The organism is Longimonas halophila, from assembly GCF_002554705.1.
GTDB lineage: Bacteria > Bacteroidota > Rhodothermia > Rhodothermales > Salinibacteraceae > Longimonas > Longimonas halophila.
The window spans coordinates 241,685-263,315 of record NZ_PDEP01000004.1 but is presented as its reverse complement, the minus strand read 5'-3'; the positions used below and the strand labels follow the sequence as shown (position 1 = coordinate 263,315).

Here is a 21,631-nt window from a genome sequence, read left to right as displayed (position 1 = left end):
CATCTGTCGCGCTTCATCAGTTCGCGCTATCGCATCATGCGCTGCGGGAAGACGACAGGACTTTCGTGTCCATCGGGTCCAATCGCAGCCACGCCAAAGAAGTGGTTATCAATCATGATGTTTTCGAGCGTATGCTCGGTCACATCGCCCACATAGCGGCGGTTTGTCCACCGTGCCGCGCTGGTGGGACGCCAGTAGACCACGTAGCCCTCCACGTTTTCAGCGTCTTCGTGAGGCGTCCACGACAGCGTAGTGGAGGGCTGTACGGCCCCGCCAATGGCGACTTCGGACGGCGCGGGCGGTGCGCTGGCCAGGCTGGCGAGTGAGGCCACGTTCACCCCCGTAATTTTGGCAGCATACGTGAAGTCGATGCCGTCGATGGTGTCGCCGTATTCGATGCCATCCTCCGTGCGCAGGTCCTGGTGCTGACGGTTGTAGTTTTCGAGGTACTCCATCACGCGCACCGAGGGGAAGCCCTCATCGTTGAACGCACGGTGGTCGCCGCCCCGCCCGAACCGATCGAGCCGGTAGATGAGCTCCGGGTCCAGGTTGTCCACATGCAGATCAGCCATGCGGGCCACGTAGCGCGCCAGTTGACGCGAGGGACCGTCGTTTTCCCCGCCAAAGTAGCGCGTGCTCCACGTATCCTCATGCAGACTGTCGGGGCGCACCTGCGAGAAGATGCGGAAGGTGGTGTTGTCAGTAGCCCCGCTGATGCCCTCCACATTGCCAATCATGTCGTTATTGAGCACGCCAAAGAGCTCCCAGCCGTTTTCGCGGGCGTTTTCGGCAGCGATCTGCGCGCCGAAGAGGCCCTGCTCCTCACCCGTAAAGCCCACATACACAATGCTGCTGGCAAACTCATGCTGCGAAAGTACGCGCGCAGCCTCAATCGACCCGGCCACGCCCGAAGCTGCGTCGTTCGCTCCAGGTGCGTCGCTCTCCGCATCCATGATGTCGCTCACGCGTGAGTCAAGGTGCCCGCCCATGAGAACATAGCGGTTGGGATACGTAGTGCCGCGCTGAATCGCCATCACGTTGTAGACTTCAGTGGCCTCGGGGATGCGCTCGGTCACGCCCGCTTCGATGGTCTTTTTCTGGTAGAAGACTTCAAGGCAGCCGCCGCAGTCTTCTGAGATAGATTCGAAGGTATCATGCACCCACCGGCGAGCCGCCCCAATACCGCGGGTATCGGAGGTGGTGTCGGAAAGCGTGTGGCGCGTGCCAAAATCGACCATCGCCTGCACGTCGTTGCGCAGACGCTCGGCCTGCACCTGGTTCACGAGCGGTTCGAGCTGCGGTGTGGGCGGCGCGCTATCAGGAATGCTCTGATCGGTCTGCGCCTCGGCAACAGATACGCTCATCAAACCAACCAAAAGGAAAAACGAGACTACAAATCGCATATGCATTGGTGCAAAGTGGGTGAAGCAACATATAATAGATTACAATTTACAAGCTGTGTACGTGAAGATCCACCATGCTCATGCGACGGCTTCGGAACACCTGCCCCTTATTTGGGCGTGGATGGACTGGGTCTGTGCTCGTATGCTGCACCGTCATATTGTGCAACCATAATGCACTGGTGTCCGTCGTTGCCCCTATCCCGACGGTCTCTGCACATGCTAAACGCGAGTTTCCTGCTTAGCGTGTATCTCTTCGTGCCAGGGCCTACATCTATCCTTCTTTCTCTACATCGCATCGTTCATGCTATCCTTTCTGGAGCAGGTTGCGACGCAGGCCCGCACGCGCGGCGCTCGCCTCTGGTCTGTTCTGGTCAATGATCCAGAGGTGGCACGCAAGCTCATTGGGCTCGTCGTGTCGCTTGGCGTGTGGGCCGGGCTTATGCTCATGCCGACCCCTGAAGCATTGGGCTCGGACGGACAGCGCGCTGTGGCGCTACTGGCATCGGTCTGTATTATGTTTGCCACCGAGGCGGTGCCGCTTCCTGCCATCGGGCTGCTCATTCCTGTATACCAGGTGGTGATAGGCGGCCTGCCTACCGAAATGGTCACCGGCTGGATGATGAGCAACGCTCTCCTGTTTCTCATGGGAACGCTGATGCTGGTGGCAGCGCTCTCCAGCCGTGGACTCGACAAGATCATTGCGCTCTACATCCTTACCAGCGTAGGCACCAGTGTGTATGCCGTTGTGTTTGGCATTATTGCGGTGAGTGCGCTCCTGGCTGGGTTTATGTCGGATGCGGCGGCAGCGCTCATGCTTGCGCCGGTACTCGGCATGATCAGCATCGTGCGCGATGCCCATGACCGCCCCATCACCAACCTGACCAAGCTGCTCATTTTTGCCGTTGGGTTTGGGGCTATCGTGGGCAGCCCATACACCCCAGCCGGGGGCGCACGTAACGTGATCATGATGGATTACATGCAGCAGCTGGCTGATGTCGATATTGGGTTTGCACGGTGGACGCTCTACATGCTGCCGTATACGCTAAGCATGGTGGGGGTGCTCACTGTGCTGCTCCCTATGATTTTTCCTCCCGAGATTACCGACTTGCGCACCGCTGTCGAGTCGTTGCGCATGGAGGTAAAAGAACGCCCATTTGGACTGGATCAGATGATCGTATTGGCCGTGTTTGCTATTACCATTGTACTGTGGCTGGCCGTGGGCGACTTGTACGGCATTGGGGTTATTGCGGTCGGAGCGGCAGCAATGCTCCTGGCGTTAGGCGTCGTGGAATGGCGCAACTACCAGCGCGATGTGGACTGGGGCGTGCTTATGATTTACATAGGGGCCATCTCGCTGGGGGGATATGCCGCCGAAACCGGCGCGGCCACCTGGATTGCCGACACGTTTCTTGCGCTCATCCAAAGCGTAGGCCTGGGCGAGGGCAACCCCCTCGTGCTTGTGGTGTCGGTGCTGGTCACAGGGCTTACCTCCGCCATGAGCGCCGGAGCCACAGCCAGTGTGATGGGCCCTATTGTTCTTGAGATCGGCACCCAGGCTGCCGTTCCCGCCATTGTTATTGGCCTGGCCACCGCCCTGGCCGCCTCCTTCGGGTTCATGCTTATCGTGTCTACGCCAGGCAATGCGATCATCTATGCCTCGGGCTACCTTTCGGCCTCCGACTTCCTGCGCGCAGGCATCTGGGCCATGTGTGCCGCATTTGGCGTGTTCCTTGTTATGCTTCTTCTGTACTGGCCTCTGTTGCTTTAGCACGGCTGCATTCATCTGCCCAATACCATCACTCTTACCGGTGTGCGAATAGCGCTCTGTTCGCACTCGTTTTTCTCACTGACCCCACCGGACCGAATGCGTATTCTGATCTGCTCGGATGGGAGCAAGTGGGCCCAGAAGTCGGCTCGTTTTGCCCTCCAGCTGTTTCGTGATACCGCGCACGAGCTTACCATCCTCATTTTTAATCAGCGTACCAAAGACCTCAACGCCGCGCAAAAGTCCATGGTGCGTGGCACGCGCGACAAGGAGGATAATGTGGGCTCCAATCGGTCGTCTCAGACGATTGAGACCGAACTTCAGGATTTGGTCGATGATGTCCACATCGACACGCACGAGGTTGTGTGGAAGCGCGAGGAGGGCAACATGGCGACTCACCTGCTGAATGTCGCCAAGGACTACGAACTCGTGTGCCTGGGTGGGGCCGGGAAAGGCGGCTTTTCGCGCCACATGCTCGGCATGATCGTCGACGAGATCGTGATGCAGGGCAAAGGCAACCTCATGGTCACCAAAACCAGCGATGCCAAGTGCCGCGATATACTCATCACGCTCCCGCCCGAAGACACTGACGACGTACACATTGCCCACTACCTGGGGCGGCTGTTTCAGGGCAGTGCGGCCACGATCACCGTTAACATCATGTGGAGCGACCTGCCCCATCGCTTCGAGGGCTATCTCGATGCCGCCGTCGGACAACGCGTGAAGCGTATGGTTGACGAAGACCTGTTTCCCGACAAGCGCAACCGCCTCAACAGCATCACACGTATCATTAGCTCGTATGGGCTGGAGTGCAAGGCCGCGTTTCAGGACTACAAGTCGATGAGCGATCTTGTTGACGACGCCAAGCCCAGCAGCTACGACCTGGTGGTGGTGCGCCCTCCAGCCCCGGGCGATGGTTTCTTACAACAGCTGGAGCCCAACAAGCAAAGCCTCAACCTGATGCGCAAAAGCGCTTCCAATGTGATGCTGCTACGTGCCGTGCCGCCTCATGAGACCTACGACGACGAAACGGCATCGTATTAGACGTGCTGTCGTGCATCAGCACTGCAGGAACGCCCCGTGCGCGTCCAACAGGGTCCGCTGGACGCAGAAATGCATAGGGAAAGAAACGATGCCCTGACAGCATCCCTCCCCGGGGCGAACGGTCCGTATCTGTTTAGCGGGCTTCGACGATCGCCGGGGATCAGCCTGCGTTGTCGTGCTTACGACGTAGCCAACTCGGTCGTCACGTGCTCTTTGGTCTTCTTGAAGTTCAGCTCGGGCCAGTCTTCCATCATACGCTCCAGGCGCCACGTGCTCAGGCCCAGGTACGCCAGCGCGCCACTCGCATCGCGAAAGAGATTGCTGATCTCATCGGATTCGTACGCCTCAACAATGGTCGGATCGCCCTCAATCCACCGGCAGCACGTGTAGTTGACGCCCGAAAGCCGCGCATCCACATTGTACTCGTCTTCGAGCCGGGCCAGCACCACGTCGAACTGCAGCTCGCCCACCGCGCCCAAGATGTAATCGTTGCCGCGTAGCGGACGAAACACCTGGATAGCACCTTCTTCGCTGAGCTGCGTAAGACCCTTGCCCAGGTGCTTGGCCCGGAACGGATCCTCAAGGTGGACCTTGCGGAAGTGCTCCGGCGCAAAGCTGGGCACCCCCGTAAACTCGACCGGATCGCCCGCGCACAGCGAGTCGCCAATCTTGAGCGTGCCGTGGTTCATGATGCCGATGATATCGCCCGGCCACGCGCGCTCTACGCCCTCGCGGTCTTGCGCCATGAACGCGGTCGCGTTGTTGAGGCGCATGGTATCGCCGCTCTGCGAATGCGTCACGGTCATGCCGCGCTCAAACTGTCCCGAGCACACGCGCACAAACGCCATGCGGTCGTGGTGGCGCGGGTCCATGTTCGCCTGAATCTTGAACACCACGCCCGAGAACGCCTCTTCGTTGGGGTCTACGGTGCGCGTGGTTGTGGGACGCGGCTGCGGCGGCGGGGCAATGTCCACAAACGTGTCGAGCATGTCGCCCACGCCAAAGTTGCTGAGGGCGCTGCCAAAGAACACCGGCGTCTGGATGCCGTCGCGGTAGCGCTCCAGGTTCAGGCTGTCGCCGGCTTCGCGCACGAGTTCGATGTCAAAGCGCAGCTCGTCGGCCTGCTCGCCCAGGATGTCGTCGAGGCGCTCGTCGTCGAGGCTGTCGATAGCGAGGCGTTCGTGCTCGCCCTGCATATCGGCGTGGGAGAAGAGATGCAGCTCGTCCTCGTACAGATTGTACGTGCCGCGAAAGCGATCGCCCATGCCGATGGGCCACGACAGCGGCACGGTCTCCAGCGCCAGCGTCTCCTCGATATCGGACAGGATCTCCAGCGGCGGCAGCCCGAAGCGGTCGAGCTTGTTCACGAACGTGATGATGGGGATGTCGCGCAGGCGGCAGACCTCCATCAGCTTGCGGGTCTGCTCCTCGACGCCGCTGGCCACATCGAGCACCATAATCACGCTGTCGACGGCGGTGAGCACGCGGTAGGTGTCTTCCGAGAAGTCACGGTGCCCCGGCGTGTCGAGCAGGTTCAGCGCAAAGCCGCGATGCTTAAACTGCATGACCGACGATGTGACCGAGATGCCACGCTCCTGCTCCATCGACATCCAGTCGCTGCGCGCGTGGCGATTCGCCTTGCGCGCCTTGATCTCGCCCGCCTCGTGAATCGCGCCGCCTTTCAGTAGCAGCTTTTCGGTGAGCGTGGTCTTCCCCGCATCGGGGTGACTAATGATGGCAAAGGTGCGCCGGCGATCGACCTCGTCGCGATGATTGCGGCGCGCAGTTTCAGAATCCACAGTAACAGGCTGGTTGTGCACAGGATACGGCAACAGAGCGCTGTCTGCACAGAGAAAGCGCAATCATGGAATACGCACCGTGCCAGCGAAAAGTTTTTAGCTCTCCTGATGATACATGCTTGTTGCTGCCGATCATCTGACGTTAGGATGTGCTGATACTCTTACCATTCCTGAACCATCTCCTGGATTCTTTGGTAGCTGCTGAAAACGCTGCCGGAGGGCAGGTCAGAAGTCCACACACGCCGTTTTTTAAAGCTATACCAAACCGCGCCAAACAAATGAGGGCTTGGAATTACATACGCACTATATGCATAGTATGTGCGCTCGTAGCGTTGCCGTCCGCCACTCAAGCTCAGAACGGAATCAGCACCCAATTTCGGCTGTCTGATGTGCTTGTAATCGGGGATGATGAGTCCGCTCCGCCCGCGTATCTGTTTACGCACCCTGAGCATATCCGAACCGACAGGGAAGGGCGCATTTATGTGGCAGAGGGACGCACAACAGGCAACCGGCCGGGACGTAGCGTCCGCGTATTCGATAGAAACGGCACATCTCTTGGACGGCTGGGACGTGGCGGAGAGGGGCCGGGGGAGTTTCAGAATATCAGCGCAATTGCTCTGGACTCGGAGCAACAGCTTGTTGTTTTTGATCAGATGCTTAACCGCTTCACTCGCTTTGCGCCCTTCCAGGACATTGATCGCCGCCCCCTTCCGGAGTCCGACCAGATTACGACATATCCGGTGCGGGCTGACTATCAGATTACAGTGCCATTTATGCACCGCTTGCCTGGCATGCAACTCATTGCGTTCCACCAGCCTGGACCTGGCCAACGTGCCCCCGATCAGCCTCGCCTGCATGTCTACGACGAAGAGTTGCAGCGTGTAATCTCATTGGGACAGCCGGGTGAATGGGCCCTACCCAACGATGCGTTCAGTCGACATTTGATGCAAACGCCGCTTCTTTTCGAGGGCAGCCATATAGCCCCACAGAATCCAACCCGGGTTCTTGCGCCGACGCTGTATGCTGGCATGCTCTATCGATATACGCGTGACGCGAGTGGAGGCTGGACTGTTGAACGTCTGCAAGGGCGCAATCCAGGACATGCTACCCACGAGATTGTTGATTCTCCAGACCGTCCCTTTAGCCTGTTTACAAGTGCCGGAATTGGAGCCCGATACCGTAGTGCCTCACGCGGTGTTGGGCTGCTGAACGATGGCCGCATCGTGCACCTTTCCGTGTCTGAAGACGAATCGGGAAGACGACAGCTCCAGCTTGAACTCTTCAGCGCAGAGGGCACGCTCCACAATGTGGGCCGAATCGACGGATTCGAACACAGTGAAACGGAGTTTCAGGCAATCAACCAGGCTGTCAACGTCTCGCTTGAATGGATAGACCCCGAAAACCGGCTCTACCTGGTTGACCGCCGCTCGGGGGTTCCCGTTCTGCGCGTCGTTACGTTGGAAGAGACGAACTAACGGTCTGCTTGTCACTCTCGGCATCCATTGAACGTTTCCACCTGCACCCTACGTAGCCCGATCTCGCCGATACGCTCGTCATCATCGAAGGGGGCCCAAAAGAGACCGGCGTCGCCGGTGCGCAGGGCGTGCGGCGGGACGGTGCCTCGGGCGCGGGCTGTGCGCTCGGTATCGGGGCCGCGGAAGATGATGGTGAAGCGGTAGCAGATGGGATGGGCGTTGTCGTTCTGCACGCGCACCACCACGCCGTTGCGGTTGCCACGCGCCTCGGGATAGAAGAGGTACGAAAACTGCACGTTGGCGCTGCGATAGATGGGCACCCAGGCCTCATCGCTCCACCGCTGGGTGGTATCTGACGCAAGAACGACGGGCGCTGCGTGGTCTGCGACCGGTGCTGGTGGGATACGATGGACTGTCGCTTCCCCCCGATTCAATCCCAGCACGAGCAGCACGGCGCTCAGGGCCCAACCGAGTCCGCACCAGAGGCTACGATGTGCAGGCAGCAACGGGTGCATCGGACGGCGGGGCGGAGGTGGTGACGGCGTCGGGGGCGATCCATCCGCGCAGGCGATAGACCGCGTATCCGACGTACTCGCGGATTGCACCAGTGCTCCGGCTTAGCGCCGCGGCACTGGGCGCGTAGCCGAGCGCTGAGCGTGGACCCTGCACCACGCGGTGATCGGTGGGGGCGGGCACAGCGGGCACCTCGGCGGTGCAGAATACGGCAAGCGCCCGTGACATGTGGGCCGCGGAGGTGACGAGCAGCACGCGGTCGAGGTCGCGCTCGCGAAGCAATTCTGCCGTGCGCTGGGCATTTTCGTAGGTCGTGGCGCTCTCGGGCTCGGTCCAGATCGCCGATTCGGGCACGCCCCACTGCATGAGCACGCGGCGCAGGGTAAAGGCTTCGGGCGGCGTATCGGCCCAGGGCAGGCGTCCGCCACTCACCACGATGCGCGGGGCACGCTCGGCCTGATAGAGCCGAAACGCGTGCACGATGCGGTCGGAGGCGTCGTTGAAATCGGGATCGATGCGGGGCGGCACCGGAGCCCCCACGCCGCCCCCCAGCACGACAATGGCATCGGCGGTGGGCAACGCGCGGGCCGCTTGGGGCGGATGCGACTGCTCCAGCGATCTGTACAGCGCATCGGCCACGGGCGGAAGCGACGGCACCACAAGCACGAGCAGTCCCATGCCCACGAGCACCTGCCCGATGCGCGGCCATCGCCACGCCAGCGCCCAGCCCGCACTGAGCAGCAATAGCGCCACCACGAGCGGGTGGATGAGTAGGCTAAGGGCTTTGGCGGCGAAGACGGACATGGTGTTGGGCTGCGGTAGTTTGGGAGGCGGAATAGATCTGACAGGTCTTTGGAGACCTGTCAGGCCTTTGCCATGAATCAGAGTCTGGAGAAGCACCCCAAACCACGCAGAGGCGCCCTACTGGGACGCCTCTACGGGGTTGTGGCAATGTTGGTTGAGGGGACGCGCTACGCCTGCTTCAACTCGCGCACGGTATCGACCACATGCTCAGGCGTGAAGCCAAACTGGCGCATGTTTTCAGCGCCCGGGGCCGAGGCGCCGAAGCGGTCGATGCCCAGCACGCGTCCGTGGTCGCCCACGTAGCGGTGCCAGCCTTGCGTGCAGCCGGCCTCCATGGCCACGCGGGTGGTGACCTCCGGCGGCAGCACGGTGCGGCGGTAGGTGTCGGACTGCGCCTCGAAGAGCTCCCACGAAGGCACGCTCACCACGCGCACCGCCAGGTCGTCTTCGCTGGCGAGCGTGTCGGCAGCCGCGACAAGGTGCTGCACCTCACTGCCGCTGCCCATCAGGATGGCATCGGGCGTGCCGTCGGGGTCGCGCAGGATGTACGCGCCGCGCTGCACGCCTTCTGCCGAAGCGTCGCCGCTGTGGTCAAACTCGGGGAGACCCTGTCGCGTGAGGGCCAGCACGGTGGGACCGCTCGTGTTTTCGAGCGCTGCGCGCCACGCCTGGGCGGTTTCCGCACCGTCCGCCGGGCGGATCACCGTCACGTTGGGCATCGCCCGCAGCGCCGCCAGATGTTCAATCGGCTGGTGGGTCGGGCCATCTTCGCCCAGCCCGATGGAGTCATGCGTCAGCACGTAGGTCACGGGCTGCTCCATGAGTCCGCTCAAGCGTAGAGCCGGACGCAGGTAGTCGCTGAAGATTAGGAAGGTGCCCACATACGGACGCACACCGCCGTGCAGGACCATCCCGTTGGCGGCGGCGGCCATTGCATGTTCGCGCACGCCAAAGCGTACGTACGATCCATCCGGCGCATCCGCCTGCATGTCGGCCTGTCCGTCAACGTGCGTTTTGTTGGAGCCGGTGAGGTCTGCCGAGCCGCCGACAAGGTACGCGCCCATATCGTCAACCAGATGATCGAGCACCGTGCCGCTGGACGCGCGAGTGGCACGCGAGGTGCCCGTCTCAAAAGTCGGTAGCACCGCATCCCAGTCCGACGGCAGGTCGCCGCGCATCCACCGGTCGAAGGTGGCCGCTTTTTCAGGATGCACCGCTTCGTACGTATCGTAGAGCGCGTCCCACTGCGCGTGGGCTTCTTGGCCCGTTTCAACGGCCTCGCGCATGTGCGTGGCTACCTCGTCGGGCACGTGGAAGGCGGGTGCATCCGACGGCCAGCCGAGGGCTTCTTTGGTGCGAGCGATTTCGTCCTCACCCAGCGGAGCGCCGTGCGCGGCAGCGGTGTCTTGCTTGTTGGGACTCCCGTAGCCGATGTTGGTGCGCACGCAGAGCAATGACGGACGCCGCGTCTCGCTCTTGGCCACACGAATCGCCTGGTCAATCGCCCGCAGGTCGTTGCCATCGTCCACCGTATGCACGTGCCAGCCCATCGCCTCAAAGCGCTGCGGCACGTTCTCCGTGAACGCAATATCCGTCGAGCCGTCGATCGAGATTTCGTTGTCGTCGTACAGATAGATGAGCCGCCCCAAGCCCTGATGCCCGGCAAACGATGCCGCCTCCGACGAAATACCCTCCATCAGGTCGCCATCCGACACAATGCCGTACGTGTAGTGGTCCACCAGCGGATGCTCCTCGGTGTTGAAGTGCGCGGCCAGATAGCGCTCGGCTATCGCCATGCCCACGCCCGTAGCAAAGCCCTGTCCCAGCGGACCCGTGGTCGTCTCCACACCCGGCGTTAGGTGCGCCTCGGGGTGGCCCGGCGTTTTGCTGCCCCACTGCCGAAAGTTCTTGATCTCATCGAGCGGCAGGTCATAGCCCGTCAGATGCAGGAGCGCATAGAGCAGCATCGAGCCGTGGCCCGCCGACAGCACAAAGCGGTCGCGGTCGGCCCAATCCGGATCGCTCGGATCATGCTTCAGGTGGCGCGTCCACAGCACATACGCCATGGCCGCCGCGCCCATCGGCATGCCCGGATGGCCGCTCTCGGCCTGCTGCACGGCATCCATCGCCAGGCAACGGATGGTATTGATAGATTGGCGATCAAGCGCAGACGGCTCAATAAGCGGTTCAGTTGACACAGAAGGGGTTGGCATAAAGCGTTATTTAAACAGGAGGATACGAGAGGAAAGACAATCAAACGGATGTCAGGATGCAGTTACACACGTTGCGCCCCAACCGTCGAGCGTCGCGCAAGCGAGGGCTCCCAGTAGCGGCTCCGAGCGTCCATTCCGGGCGCTCCGGGCCGTGCCTGCCTGCGCTACACCATGTTCGTGCGCCGCATTGGCGCTACGACGCATCGGTATTGGCCTCATACGCTGCATCGATGAAGGCCTTAAAGCACTCCGGCGAGCGCGAATCGGGCGCTACAAAGTGCCCATTGATGAGGATACTGGGCGTGCTCGATACGCCTGCTGCAATGCCCTGCTGACGCTGATACATAATGCGCTGGCGGTGGCGGTCTTCCTCCAGGTGGGTCGACACAATGTCGGGGTCCATTTCAATGCGCTCAGCAATGGTGCGGAGCTGCTCTTCCGAGAGTCCACCGCGGCGCTGGTTGTCATACTGCATGGCGAGCATCTCGTGGAACTTGTCTGCCTCGGCAGCGGCATAGAGCGCCTGGATCTGCGGAATGGAGTACTCCCAGAGCGGGAACGGCTTCGGCACGAAGCGGGCGCGGTCGCTGTTCTCGGCCTTTACGGTCTCCATCACGTCGTGCATGGTCGCGCAGTGCGGACAGTTCGGATCGAAGAACTCGATTACCGTTACCGGCGCATCGGGATTGCCTTCGATGGGATCGTCGTCACGCACAAGGCCTTGCCAGTTCTGCACGGGCTGCTTCTCCGCATCAAACTGGCACTCCTCGGGCACATCGACGGTGTCACTGACAAAGGACGCCGGCAGATGCGATTCGGGCGCGGTTTGCGTGAAGTACGCAACATCGGCTCCGGCAAACAGGAGCGCCGCAGCAACGAGCGCACCGAGCAGCTTATATTCCGAGCGGCGAGAAGAATCAGACATAGCAGGCGAAGACGACGATGAGGAAGAAAGCAGCGGAACGGCGATGACACCCGCCATCGTGGTCACGATGGCGGCGGAGGTCAGGCAGAGCGCGCAGAACGCATCGAGTTCAACGAACTGCACATACATCAGGTAGCCGGTGTAGAGCAGGCCCGTGCCCACGAGTCCGGCACGCAGCCTGGCCACAGTAGGACGCTGCATCCGGCTGGCGCGCACGACGAAGAACGTGAGCACCGCCAGCGTCGCATAGAAGGCGAATCCCCACACCACGTTCGAGAGGCCCAGGAACATCCCCGCCTCACTACCCACCACCGAGGCGCAGTCAAACGAAGACGACATGCCGCCGTCGGTCAGCCCCAGACAGCCGCGGTCGAACCCGCGTTGCTCTTGCAAGGCCAGGTGGACCACCACGAGCATGCCAAGCAGCGAAAAGCCAAAGATCGTCCGTTCCATCCACGGACGGTACGTATTCCAGATAGACATAGCAACAGTATAATTACGGAGAGCACGGCACCGCAACACGCTACCGAAGCCGTGCCCATTGGTTTCTTTTTCGTAACGGGGCGGAGCGGACTGGGTTGCCCCGCGTGGGCAGTTCCAGAAGCGGTTTTGCCAGGGCTTGACGCAGCGCAACGGGTACGCTGTCGAAGTTTGTTGTCGCTCTACTCCCTGAGGCAGAAAGCTCCCCGCTGTATCTGGTTAATCTGTTTAGCTCTCTCGTCGCATGGCACAAGAAGCATGACCTTCGGCCCCTCTGCCTCGCTAACTTGGCCTAAACACCGCCCGGGACGTCCTTCCGACCGCTGTCGGAATACCAGTCCCAGGCTACAAGTTACTAAAAACGTCTCTCCCCTTCTGCAAACCTGCCTGCACGCTATCACGTACGCCGATCCGCTTCGCATCCCCCCACAACGCCTAACTGCCATGCAACACGATTCCATGCAGCCCGCCCGCATGCCGCAGTCAGCAGTGCCATATGTCTACACGGCCATTGCCCCCACGCACGACTGGCTTGCGGTTCTGGTGGAGGCGAAGGCCCGCGCCTTCGGATTGCAGCAACTCGCAGTGCAGAACGGCGAGCATGTGCTGGAGGTGGCCGTAGGCACCGGGCTCTCGTTCACCGAACTGGTGTCCGCCAACCCCGACGGCTGGACCGAGGGCCTCGACCGCACACCTGCTATGCTGCGACAGACGGCCCGCCGCATGCAAACCGCGCCGCATCAGCGGTTCGGACTGCGCCTGGGGGACGCGTACGCCCTGCCGTATCCCGACAACACCTTCGACGCCGTGCTCAACAGCTACATGTTCGACATGCTACCGGTGGCGGACTTCACGACCGTGCTACGCGAGTTTCGGCGCGTGTTGAAGCCGGGTGGGCGGTGCGTCTGCATCAACATGACCGTGCCCACGCACTGGACCGAGCGGCTGTGGGACACGCTCTACGCCCTCTTTCCTCCACTCCTGGGCGGATGCCGCGGTATCACGCTGGCCCCATCCATGCGCAAGGCCGGATTCGCCGATGTACGGCGCACCCGCATCGTGCAGCGCACGTTTCCGTCCGAAATCGTGGTGGGGTTCTGTTGAAAACAGCGCATAGCCATCGCCTCCGGCCAATATAACCGTGAATTCATTGCAATCCGAGTGCAGGGTGTGTACACTTCCTGTGTTACACATTTTGCTTACTTTGGGCTTTACCGCAGTCTATGCATACTTCCTCTGCCTCCCCGGTTGCCTCGCCCTTTGCCACCGACGACCCCGTACTGAGCCTGATTGGCAACACGCCGATGGTGGCCTACCCGGGCGTTGAGAACGAGCGCGTGCTCTGCAAGATGGAGTCGATGAATCCCACCGGCTCTATGAAAGATCGCATTGCCATGGGCATTCTCACAGAGGCGGTGCGCACGCAGAACATCGATACGGTGGTGGAGGCCAGTTCAGGCAACACGGCGGGGGCCGTGGCGCTGGTGGCCAACCGGCTCGGACTGCGCTGCATCCTGACGTGTCCCGAGGGCAGCAGCCGCCAGAAGTTTGGCTATATGAAGGCGTTTGGCGCCGAAGTGCACGAATGCCCGCGCGTCTCCTCCGACGATCCCAATCACTACCGCGCCACCGCCCAGCGCCTGGCGGAGGAGAACGACGGCTTCCTGATGAACCAGTACTACAACCAGTCGAATCCGGGCGTGCATGCGCAGTGGACGGGCCCCGAGGTCTGGGCGCAGGCGGGCGATCGTATGACGCACCTGGTCTGTGCTATGGGCACGGGCGGACTCATCAGCGGCACCGCGCGCCACGTCAAGGAGCAAGCCGCTGAGGCAGGGCGCCCCGTTACCGTTGTCGGGGTGGATGCCGAATGTTCGAACATCGCCACCGCATTTTACGACGAGCCCGAGCGTCCATACGACACCTCGGTCGAGGGCCTCGGCAAAGGCGGCAAGCTGCCTACCATGTGGTTCGAGTACATCGACGAGATGCGCCGTGTGACCGACGACGAGGCGTTCGATCAGGCCCGCCGTGCTGCCCGCGAAAACGGCATGCTCATCGGACCCAGCGCCGGAGCCGCCCTCAAGATTGCCTGCGATATCAGCCAGTCCGATCCTGCTGCCACGGTCGTTACCATCATCTGCGACGGCGGCGACCAGTACTTCGATACGCTGTTTGGGGTGTAACCAACTCCGCATGCTCCGTTGGTGTATGGGAGGGTGGATGTGTGAACGGATGAACGAGAAAAACATCCACACCTTCACCCTTCTACACCTCCATCCTCCCACCCCTCACCCCCAGAGCACATCCCAAACAAGATCTTCAACCCACCCGCTTGCAACCCCCGCAGGTCACTCGTATATACATAGCATGATACACTCACGCCCTCAACACATTGCTGCATGGTGGTGGTGCACCCGGGCTTCTGGGCACACCTCCCCTCAAGGGTAGCGCACCTGCTGCGCCCCATATTTGTGCTCGATGACCCGCTGTCGCCCCTGCAGACAGTGGGTTTTTTTCGTTTGTAGCCTCTCGCCTCCCTTTGCCCATGACGTTCGACGACTTTGCCGCACGCATCGAAACAGCCCGCGCTGACACCGCCGGTCCGCTCGTGGTACCGGTGCATCGCCGCCGCAGTGCCGACCTGCTCACGCCCGTGTCCGCGTTTCTGGCGCTGCGTGAACGTGCGGACTTCCCGTTCCTGCTCGAAAGCGTAGAGGGCGGCGAGAAGCTGGCGCGTTACTCATTCTTGGGCGGCAAACCGTATCGCATGGTGCGTGCCACCGAGCACGGTGCCGACGTATCCATTACCACCCGGCGGGATGCCGACGGCCTGGGCACGCCCGATAGCTCCGGCACCATCTTCGACGTCCTGACGCGCCTTACCGAGCCGTTTACCGAACTCCCTACCCCTGAACTCCCGCGTCTGCGGGGCGGCGCGGTCGGCTACATGGGATACGACACCGTGCGCCTCATTGAAGACCTGCCCGATGCGCCCCCTGACACGCTCGGACTGCCCGATGCGGTGTGGGGCTTCTACGACACCCTGGCGGCCTTCGACCATGTGCGGCATCAGCTGGTGATGATGGCAAGCGCATTCGTCTCCCCCGAGACCGATCTGCGCAGCGCCTACGACGATGCCATACAGCGGCTCAACCAGTTGGAGGCGCAGCTTAACGCTCCTGCCGTACATCCCGATCCGCTCGAACTGCCGTCGCCCGATGTCACGTCAAACTTCGAGCGCGACGCCTTCGAGCAGGCCGTCCGCGATGCCAAGCAGCACATTGTGGATGGCGACATCTTCCAGGTGGTGCTCTCGCAACGCTTCGAATCCCCCTTTCGCGGTGATCGCTTCAACCTGTACCGCGCGCTGCGGCAGGTGAATCCGTCGCCGTATCTCTTCTACCTTGACTTCGACGATGTGGCGCTGGTCGGCTCCTCGCCCGAGGTGCTCGTGCGCGTAGAAGACGACCGCGCCGAGGTGCTGCCCATTGCCGGTACGCGTCCGCGAGGCGACACCGAAGCGGAGGACCAGGCCCTGGCCGACGAACTGGCCGCGGATCCCAAAGAACGGGCCGAACACCTGATGCTCGTAGACCTGGGCCGCAACGATCTGGGACGTGTGTGCGACTACCAGTCGATCAATGTGGACCGGTATGCCTTCATCGAGCGCTACTCGCATGTGATGCACATCGTGTCGTCGGTGTCGGGCACGGTGGCCGAAGGGCGCACGCCCATGGAGGTGCTGGCCGCGTGCTTCCCGGCAGGCACCGTGAGCGGAGCGCCTAAGGTGCGCGCCATGGAGCTGATCGACGCTTTTGAGCCCACACGCCGTGGCGTGTATGCCGGTGCGGTGGGCTACCTCGACTTTTCGGGCACGCTCGACACCTGCATCGCTATTCGCACCATGGTGGTGCGCGGCGATACGGTGTACGTCCAGGCCGGTGCCGGAATTGTAGCCGACAGCGATCCGGCCTCTGAGTACGACGAAACACGCAACAAAGCCGCCGCGCTCCACGAAGCGCTGCAAGTAGCCACCGACGACCTGCTGTAGCTGCACCCTGTTTTCAAACCCGCCCGCCTCGTTGCGGGTACGTACCTTCGCATCCTGTATTCTTACCGCTGCATCCCATAGACCGCTATGCCAAACCGCTTACAAGAGGCCCTGCTCGGACGCGGGTGGGCCGGACGCACCATCAGCCGCGAAGAAACGGTCGAGCACTTGAATCCGCTCGTAGAAGCCCACATTAAGCTGAACCACGCCTACCGCGCCGTCTCGCGCGTGGCCGATGACCCGCGCGTGGAAGAAGCCCTGGAATCGCTCCTGAAGACCGCTCGCGCCGACGTGGGTAAGCTCTCGGAGACGATCTTCAGCGCCGGAGGCTCTGCCTACAACGGCACTGACCTGGAGCCGGACGATTTTGATCTGGGGCCTGATCTGGATACCGCGCTCCCCAATCTCATCGAACAGGAGGAGGCGTTTCAGGACGCTGTCAAGACCGAGCGTAACGACGTAGAGCACCAGATGCGTACGCGTGCGATCTTGGAACTGGTACGCGACAACAGCCAGGAGCGCCTGAGCGTGATTAAGCGCATCCAGAAGCGCCGCTAAACCGCGGTGCCTGCCGCGTCCCTCTGCATCCCTACCGATTTTCTGACCGCTCCCAACCGTATGACCGACGCCACTCCTTCGAACGCCGATTCTGTTGTTGTATCAGGCATTCAGCCCTCGGGCCGCCTGCACATTGGCAACTACTTTGGTGCGCTGCGCCAGCACCTCGATCTGCACACGCAGCACGAGGCGTACTACTTCATCGTGAACTACCACGCGCTTACGTCGCTGCACGATGCCGATAAGATGCGCCAGTACACCATGGATGTGGCGCTCGACTACCTGGCGCTCGGCTTCGATCCCGACGAGGCGGCGCTTTTCGTTCAGAGCGATGTGCCCGAGGTCACTGAGCTTGCCTGGATCTTCTACAACCTGATGCCGGTGTCGCGTCTGGAGCGTGGGGTGTCGTACAAAGAGAAAGTGTCGCAGGGCCTCAATCCGAATGCCGGACTGCTGAACTACCCGGTCCTGCAGGCCGCCGACATCCTCATCTACGGGGGCACGCAGGTGCCCGTGGGGGCCGACCAGAAGCAGCACATTGAGATCACGCGCGATCTCGCCCAGCGCTTCAACAACACGTTCTGCCCCGACGATGACCCGCTCTTTACGCTGCCCGAGCCCTACATTCTCGACGACGTGTCGGTGGTGCCGGGCATCGATGGGCAGAAGATGTCGAAGAGCTACGGCAACACCATCGGCATCTTCGACGAGGGCAAGGCGCTCAAGAAAAAAGTCATGAGCATCGTCACGGATTCAACGCCGCTCGACGAGCCCAAAGACCCCGAGCAGTGCAACGTGTTTGCGCTCATCAAGCTGTTTGCGGAGGCGGAGCAGCGCGCTGAGATCGCCGAGCAGTACCGGGCCGGTGGATACGGGTACGGCCACGCCAAGAAGGAACTCCTGGGACTGATCCAAGACTTCTTCGCCGAAGCCCGCGAGCGGCGTCACGAACTGGAGCAGCGCCCCGACTACGTCCGCGATGTGCTGCGCGACGGCGCCAAGCGCGCCCGCCAGAAAACCGAACCCCTCATGGCCCAGGTCCGCAACGCCACCGGGCTGATGAAGACGATGTAAGGTCGGTGCTGGCTTTGGTCTTGCCCGTAACGACGCAGCGCGCTGCGTCGCCAGGGGGAAGGTAACCCGCTCGGCGGATTGGTAAAAATGATGTCCAACCCCGAAAGCTGGTGCGGACCTGCCAACCACGCATGGGAGGCTGACGTATTCTATGATCCTGCCTCCTAATCCTCCATCCCTCCATACGTCCATCCCTAAGCAGGCTATGATCTTCGTCCTCGACAACTACGACAGCTTCACGTACAACCTGGTGCACCTGCTGGGCGAGCACACCGACGACATTGTGGTGGAGCGTAACGACGCGCTGACGGTGGAGGAGGTACGGGCGCTCAACCCCGACGGCATTGTGATCTCGCCGGGTCCGGGCCGCCCGGCTGATGCAGGCATCACTGAGCCGATTATCGAGCAGATGGGCGCTACAACTCCGATCTTGGGCGTGTGTCTGGGCCACCAGGCCATGGGCGAGGTATTCGGCGCCACCGTCGTCAACGCGCCATCGCTCATGCACGGCAAAACGAGCGAGGTCACGCACGACGGGCAGTCCATCTTCGAAGGCGTCGACGCGCCCTTCACCGCCACGCGCTACCACTCGCTCATTCTGGACCGCGCCACGATTCCCGACGAACTCACGATCACCGCCACCACCGACGACATTGTGATGGGCGTGCGCCATGTTGAGTGGCCCATCGAGGGCATTCAGTTTCACCCCGAAAGCGTCAAAACCGCTGCCGGACCTACCCTTATTGCCAACTGGATGCGCCAGCTGGCCGCCCGCTCCGCTGCGTAATCCGTTCCCCGCTTGTTTTCCTACCACCCCCACTCCCGTTCTATGCACGAACACATCGCCGCCATTGCCGAGGGCCGCGCCCTCACCGAAGACGAAGCCGCCGATGCCATGCACCAGATGATGTCGGGCGAAGCCGAGCCCGAGCACATCGCTGCGCTGCTGGTCGGGATGCGCGCCCGGGGCGAGCAGCTTGATGAACTCGTGGGCTTTACCCGCGTGATGCGCGAGTTTGCGGTCTCGGTCGACTGCGCCGACGAGCATGCCATCGACGTCTGCGGCACCGGTGGCGACGGCGCCAACACGTTCAACATCTCGACCACCGCGTCTTTCGTGTGCGCCGGCGCCGGGGTCACCGTGGCCAAACACGGCAATCGGTCGGTCTCCTCGAAGTCGGGCTCGGCGGATGTGCTGGAAACGCTCGGCATCGAGATTGAACTGGAGAAGCTCGGTGTAGAGTACTGCCTGGAAGAGGCGGGCATCGCGTTTCTGTTTGCGCCGTACTTTCACCCGGCCATGAAGCACGTGATGCCGGTACGCACATCGCTGAGCGTACGCACGTGCTTCAATGTTCTGGGTCCGCTCTGCAATCCGGCAAACGTGTCGCGGCAGCTCGTGGGCGCATTCGACATGAACACCGCCCAGCTCATGGTGCAGATTCTGCGCCGCCTGGGCAGCGAGCATGTCATTACCGTGCACTCGAACGACGGCATGGATGAGTTCTCGGTGGCCGATGCCAACACGCTCTTTGAGTACGATGCCGACAGCCGCCACGACATGCCCATCGGACGCGAGGTCGGTCCCGAAAAGCACGGTTTCGACCGCGCCGCGAACAAGATGCTGCGCGGCGGCGACGCGCACGAGAACGCCGAAATCCTACGTGGCATTCTGGCGGGCACCGACCAGTCGCCGCGCCGCGATGTGGTGCTCCTGAATGCGGGCTATGCCCTGCATACCAGCGGACAGTTCGACGACCTCGACGCTGCGTTCGACGCGGCCCGTGCCAGCATCAAATCGGGACGCGCGCTCAACGCCCTCAACACGCTGATTGAAGCCTCGAACGATGCGCCCAAATAGCGCTGGAGCGACTGCCCTTCGCATCCCCCTGTAATTTTATACCTCACACCCGTGAGCATCTTAGACGACATTGTTGCCGACACGCGCGAACTGATCGCCAAACGCAAGCATCAAACGCCGCTGGCCGAACTGAAGAAGCGCCCGCTCTTTGGTGATCATGAGCCGCTTTCGCTGGCCGAGGCCCTCAAGCAGCGCGGCATGTCGTTCATTGCGGAGGTCAAGAAAGCCTCGCCCTCGAAAGGCGTGATTCGCGATCCATTTCAGCCCGCACAGATCGCGCAGTCCTACGCCAACCACGGCGCAGCCGCGATTTCGGTGCTCACCGAGCCGCTCCACTTTCAAGGCTCGCTGGAGAGCCTGGCCTGGATTCGCGCCCACGTGCCGGATACGCCGCTCTTGCGGAAGGACTTTATCGTGGATCCGTACCAGCTTGTGGAGGCGAAGGCCGTCGGTGCCGACGCGGTGCTTCTCATTGCAACAGCGCTGGAGGCCGGCGCGCTCTATGATCTGCATGCGCAGGCGGAGGAGCTTGGGCTGTCGTGCCTGGTAGAGGTCTACACGCACGAGGATCTCGACAAGATCGACTTCGACCAGATTAGTCTGCTGGGCGTCAACAACCGCAACCTGCATACGTTTGAGGTCGACATCGCAAACTCGCTCGACATCTTTCAGCACGTGCCGCGCAGCGTGGGCTGGGTGTCAGAGAGCGGACTCAGCGACCCGGAAACGCTGGTACGCCTCCGCCAGAACGGGGTCAATGGCGTGCTCATTGGCGAGCACTTTATGCGGGCCGACGACCCCGGACAGGCGCTCACCGACCTGCGCGACGCCGCCCGCGAAATCGCCATCGCCCAACAGCAGTAAGTGTGGACGTATGGATGTGTGAACGTATGCATGTCCCTTCCAACCCTCCAACCTTCAACCTTCCAATCCGCCACGTGCTATGTCAGTAAAGATCAAAGTCTGCGGCATTACTGATCTCGAAGCAGCCCGCTACCTTGCGGGCAAGCGCGCCGACTACCTCGGCTTCATTCAGCACGAGGACAGCCCGCGCTACATTCGTCCGAAGCAGGTGGCTAAGATTCTGGAGTGGGTGCACGGCATCAATTCGGTGGGTGTGTTTGTGAACGACGATGCCGATGCAGTGAACCATGCGGTAGAGACGGCGGGATTCACCCACGTACAGCTCCACGGCACCGAGCCGCCTGCCGTGTGCGCGCAGATCGACCGGCCCGTTATCAAGGCAATCCGTGTGCGTCACGACGCAGCCTCCGACCAGCTACGCGCGCTCATGGAGCCGTATACCGATGTCGTTGATGCATTCTTGCTCGACACGCACAACAGCAGCGTATGGGGCGGCACCGGTGAATCCTTCAACTGGCGCCTGGCCCGTGAGCTTAGCAGCGAGTTCCGCCTCTTCCTGGCGGGCGGACTCAACGCCGACAACATTGAGCGCGCCATCCACACCATGCGTCCGTATGCCGTGGACCTGTCGAGCGGACTCGAAACCGCTCCCGGCGTGAAGAGCCTCGACAAGATCGACGCGTTTTTCGACACGTTCCGCGCCATTCAGGACGAACTCGAAGAAGAGGCCGCCGATGCCTCCTGACGGGCCCGTTTGGTCCCCGGTGCCCCCTTGTGGGCTGATCTAATTCTCCCTCGT

Annotated in this window: 18 protein-coding genes; 12 read left to right on the top strand and 6 right to left on the bottom strand. The window is 61.7% G+C overall.

The window, feature by feature from the left end; all coding sequences use genetic code 11:
• Positions 1-26: 26 nt before the first annotated feature.
• Entirely contained in the window at positions 27-1,364 is a 1,338-nt protein-coding gene (locus tag CRI93_RS06265) for a M28 family metallopeptidase (RefSeq protein WP_098061767.1), read from the bottom strand.
• Between the two features lie 340 nt (positions 1,365-1,704).
• Here CRI93_RS06265 and CRI93_RS06260 point away from each other — a divergent pair, with 340 nt between their 5' ends.
• Together CRI93_RS06260 and CRI93_RS06255 are read left to right on the top strand one after the other, a co-directional pair.
• Positions 1,705-3,171: an SLC13 family permease gene (locus tag CRI93_RS06260; protein WP_098061766.1), complete on the top strand. Its 1,467-nt coding sequence runs from the start codon at positions 1,705-1,707 to the stop codon at positions 3,169-3,171.
• A 96-nt stretch (positions 3,172-3,267) separates the two neighbouring features.
• Positions 3,268-4,212 carry a universal stress protein gene (locus tag CRI93_RS06255; protein WP_098061765.1) on the top strand — a complete coding sequence of 315 codons (945 nt, stop codon included), beginning with the start codon at positions 3,268-3,270 and terminating at the stop codon, positions 4,210-4,212.
• Between the two features lie 179 nt (positions 4,213-4,391).
• Here the strand turns inward: CRI93_RS06255 and CRI93_RS06250 are convergent, their stop codons facing one another.
• The gene (locus CRI93_RS06250; RefSeq protein WP_098061778.1) at positions 4,392-6,011 is read right to left on the bottom strand and encodes a peptide chain release factor 3; all 1,620 of its coding nucleotides are present in this window, start codon (positions 6,009-6,011) and stop codon (positions 4,392-4,394) included.
• Positions 6,012-6,289: 278 nt separating this feature from the next.
• Here CRI93_RS06250 and CRI93_RS06245 point away from each other — a divergent pair, with 278 nt between their 5' ends.
• Complete coding sequence (locus CRI93_RS06245; RefSeq protein WP_281252681.1) at positions 6,290-7,486, top strand: 6-bladed beta-propeller; 1,197 nt, start codon at positions 6,290-6,292, stop codon at positions 7,484-7,486.
• Between the two features lie 11 nt (positions 7,487-7,497).
• Here the strand turns inward: CRI93_RS06245 and CRI93_RS06240 are convergent, their stop codons facing one another.
• From CRI93_RS06240 to CRI93_RS06225, 4 genes are all read right to left on the bottom strand, one after another.
• The gene (locus CRI93_RS06240; RefSeq protein ID WP_141491591.1) at positions 7,498-8,001 is read right to left on the bottom strand and encodes a hypothetical protein; all 504 of its coding nucleotides are present in this window, start codon (positions 7,999-8,001) and stop codon (positions 7,498-7,500) included.
• Positions 7,973-8,803 (bottom strand): YdcF family protein, encoded by an 831-nt coding sequence (locus CRI93_RS06235; protein ID WP_098061762.1) that lies wholly within the window; start codon positions 8,801-8,803, stop codon positions 7,973-7,975. The genes CRI93_RS06240 and CRI93_RS06235 overlap by 29 nt, the downstream gene beginning before the upstream one ends.
• Positions 8,804-8,970: 167 nt before the next feature.
• Positions 8,971-11,016, bottom strand: coding sequence for a transketolase (gene tkt / locus CRI93_RS06230; protein WP_098061761.1), 2,046 nt, complete (start codon positions 11,014-11,016; stop codon positions 8,971-8,973).
• A 193-nt stretch (positions 11,017-11,209) separates the two neighbouring features.
• Positions 11,210-12,424, bottom strand: coding sequence for a vitamin K epoxide reductase family protein (locus CRI93_RS06225; protein ID WP_098061760.1), 1,215 nt, complete (start codon positions 12,422-12,424; stop codon positions 11,210-11,212).
• Between the two features lie 441 nt (positions 12,425-12,865).
• Here CRI93_RS06225 and CRI93_RS06220 point away from each other — a divergent pair, with 441 nt between their 5' ends.
• From CRI93_RS06220 to CRI93_RS06180, 9 genes are all read left to right on the top strand, one after another.
• Complete coding sequence (locus CRI93_RS06220) at positions 12,866-13,525, top strand: class I SAM-dependent methyltransferase (RefSeq protein ID WP_176521733.1); 660 nt, start codon at positions 12,866-12,868, stop codon at positions 13,523-13,525.
• Positions 13,526-13,644: 119 nt separating this feature from the next.
• Positions 13,645-14,607, top strand: coding sequence for a PLP-dependent cysteine synthase family protein (locus tag CRI93_RS06215; RefSeq protein ID WP_098061758.1), 963 nt, complete (start codon positions 13,645-13,647; stop codon positions 14,605-14,607).
• Positions 14,608-14,969: 362 nt separating this feature from the next.
• Positions 14,970-16,475, top strand: a complete 1,506-nt coding sequence (gene trpE / locus CRI93_RS06210) for an anthranilate synthase component I (protein WP_098061757.1) — start codon at positions 14,970-14,972, stop codon at positions 16,473-16,475.
• Positions 16,476-16,562: 87 nt separating this feature from the next.
• Complete coding sequence (locus tag CRI93_RS06205) at positions 16,563-17,033, top strand: hypothetical protein (protein WP_098061756.1); 471 nt, start codon at positions 16,563-16,565, stop codon at positions 17,031-17,033.
• 60 nt (positions 17,034-17,093) lie between these two features.
• Positions 17,094-18,107, top strand: a complete 1,014-nt coding sequence (gene trpS, locus CRI93_RS06200) for a tryptophan--tRNA ligase (RefSeq protein WP_098061755.1) — start codon at positions 17,094-17,096, stop codon at positions 18,105-18,107.
• A 205-nt stretch (positions 18,108-18,312) separates the two neighbouring features.
• On the top strand, positions 18,313-18,894 hold the full coding sequence (locus CRI93_RS06195) for an anthranilate synthase component II (protein WP_098061754.1): 582 nt from the start codon (positions 18,313-18,315) through the stop codon (positions 18,892-18,894).
• A 42-nt stretch (positions 18,895-18,936) separates the two neighbouring features.
• Entirely contained in the window at positions 18,937-19,968 is a 1,032-nt protein-coding gene (gene trpD, locus CRI93_RS06190; RefSeq protein ID WP_098061753.1) for an anthranilate phosphoribosyltransferase, read from the top strand.
• A 51-nt stretch (positions 19,969-20,019) separates the two neighbouring features.
• Entirely contained in the window at positions 20,020-20,832 is an 813-nt protein-coding gene (gene trpC / locus CRI93_RS06185) for an indole-3-glycerol phosphate synthase TrpC (protein WP_098061752.1), read from the top strand.
• A 79-nt stretch (positions 20,833-20,911) separates the two neighbouring features.
• Positions 20,912-21,577 (top strand): phosphoribosylanthranilate isomerase, encoded by a 666-nt coding sequence (locus CRI93_RS06180; protein WP_098061751.1) that lies wholly within the window; start codon positions 20,912-20,914, stop codon positions 21,575-21,577.
• Positions 21,578-21,631 lie beyond the last annotated feature (54 nt).

Bases quoted from the DNA above. Each gene is read 5' to 3' on its own strand.
- CRI93_RS06260 (WP_098061766.1), top strand. From the start codon at position 1,705: ATGCTATCCTTTCTGGAGCAGGTTGCGACGCAGGCCCGCACGCGCGGC.
- CRI93_RS06235 (WP_098061762.1), bottom strand. From the start codon at position 8,803: ATGTCCGTCTTCGCCGCCAAAGCCCTTAGCCTACTCATCCACCCGCTC.
- CRI93_RS06220 (WP_176521733.1), top strand. From the start codon at position 12,866: ATGCAACACGATTCCATGCAGCCCGCCCGCATGCCGCAGTCAGCAGTG.
- CRI93_RS06195 (WP_098061754.1), top strand. From the start codon at position 18,313: ATGATCTTCGTCCTCGACAACTACGACAGCTTCACGTACAACCTGGTG.
- CRI93_RS06240 (WP_141491591.1), bottom strand. From the start codon at position 8,001: ATGCACCCGTTGCTGCCTGCACATCGTAGCCTCTGGTGCGGACTCGGT.
- CRI93_RS06180 (WP_098061751.1), top strand. From the start codon at position 20,912: ATGTCAGTAAAGATCAAAGTCTGCGGCATTACTGATCTCGAAGCAGCC.
- CRI93_RS06245 (WP_281252681.1), top strand. From the start codon at position 6,290: ATGAGGGCTTGGAATTACATACGCACTATATGCATAGTATGTGCGCTC.
- tkt (WP_098061761.1), bottom strand. From the start codon at position 11,016: ATGCCAACCCCTTCTGTGTCAACTGAACCGCTTATTGAGCCGTCTGCG.
- trpS (WP_098061755.1), top strand. From the start codon at position 17,094: ATGACCGACGCCACTCCTTCGAACGCCGATTCTGTTGTTGTATCAGGC.
- CRI93_RS06255 (WP_098061765.1), top strand. From the start codon at position 3,268: ATGCGTATTCTGATCTGCTCGGATGGGAGCAAGTGGGCCCAGAAGTCG.
- trpD (WP_098061753.1), top strand. From the start codon at position 18,937: ATGCACGAACACATCGCCGCCATTGCCGAGGGCCGCGCCCTCACCGAA.
- CRI93_RS06225 (WP_098061760.1), bottom strand. From the start codon at position 12,424: ATGTCTATCTGGAATACGTACCGTCCGTGGATGGAACGGACGATCTTT.
- CRI93_RS06205 (WP_098061756.1), top strand. From the start codon at position 16,563: ATGCCAAACCGCTTACAAGAGGCCCTGCTCGGACGCGGGTGGGCCGGA.
- CRI93_RS06215 (WP_098061758.1), top strand. From the start codon at position 13,645: ATGCATACTTCCTCTGCCTCCCCGGTTGCCTCGCCCTTTGCCACCGAC.
- trpE (WP_098061757.1), top strand. From the start codon at position 14,970: ATGACGTTCGACGACTTTGCCGCACGCATCGAAACAGCCCGCGCTGAC.
- CRI93_RS06265 (WP_098061767.1), bottom strand. From the start codon at position 1,364: ATGAGCGTATCTGTTGCCGAGGCGCAGACCGATCAGAGCATTCCTGAT.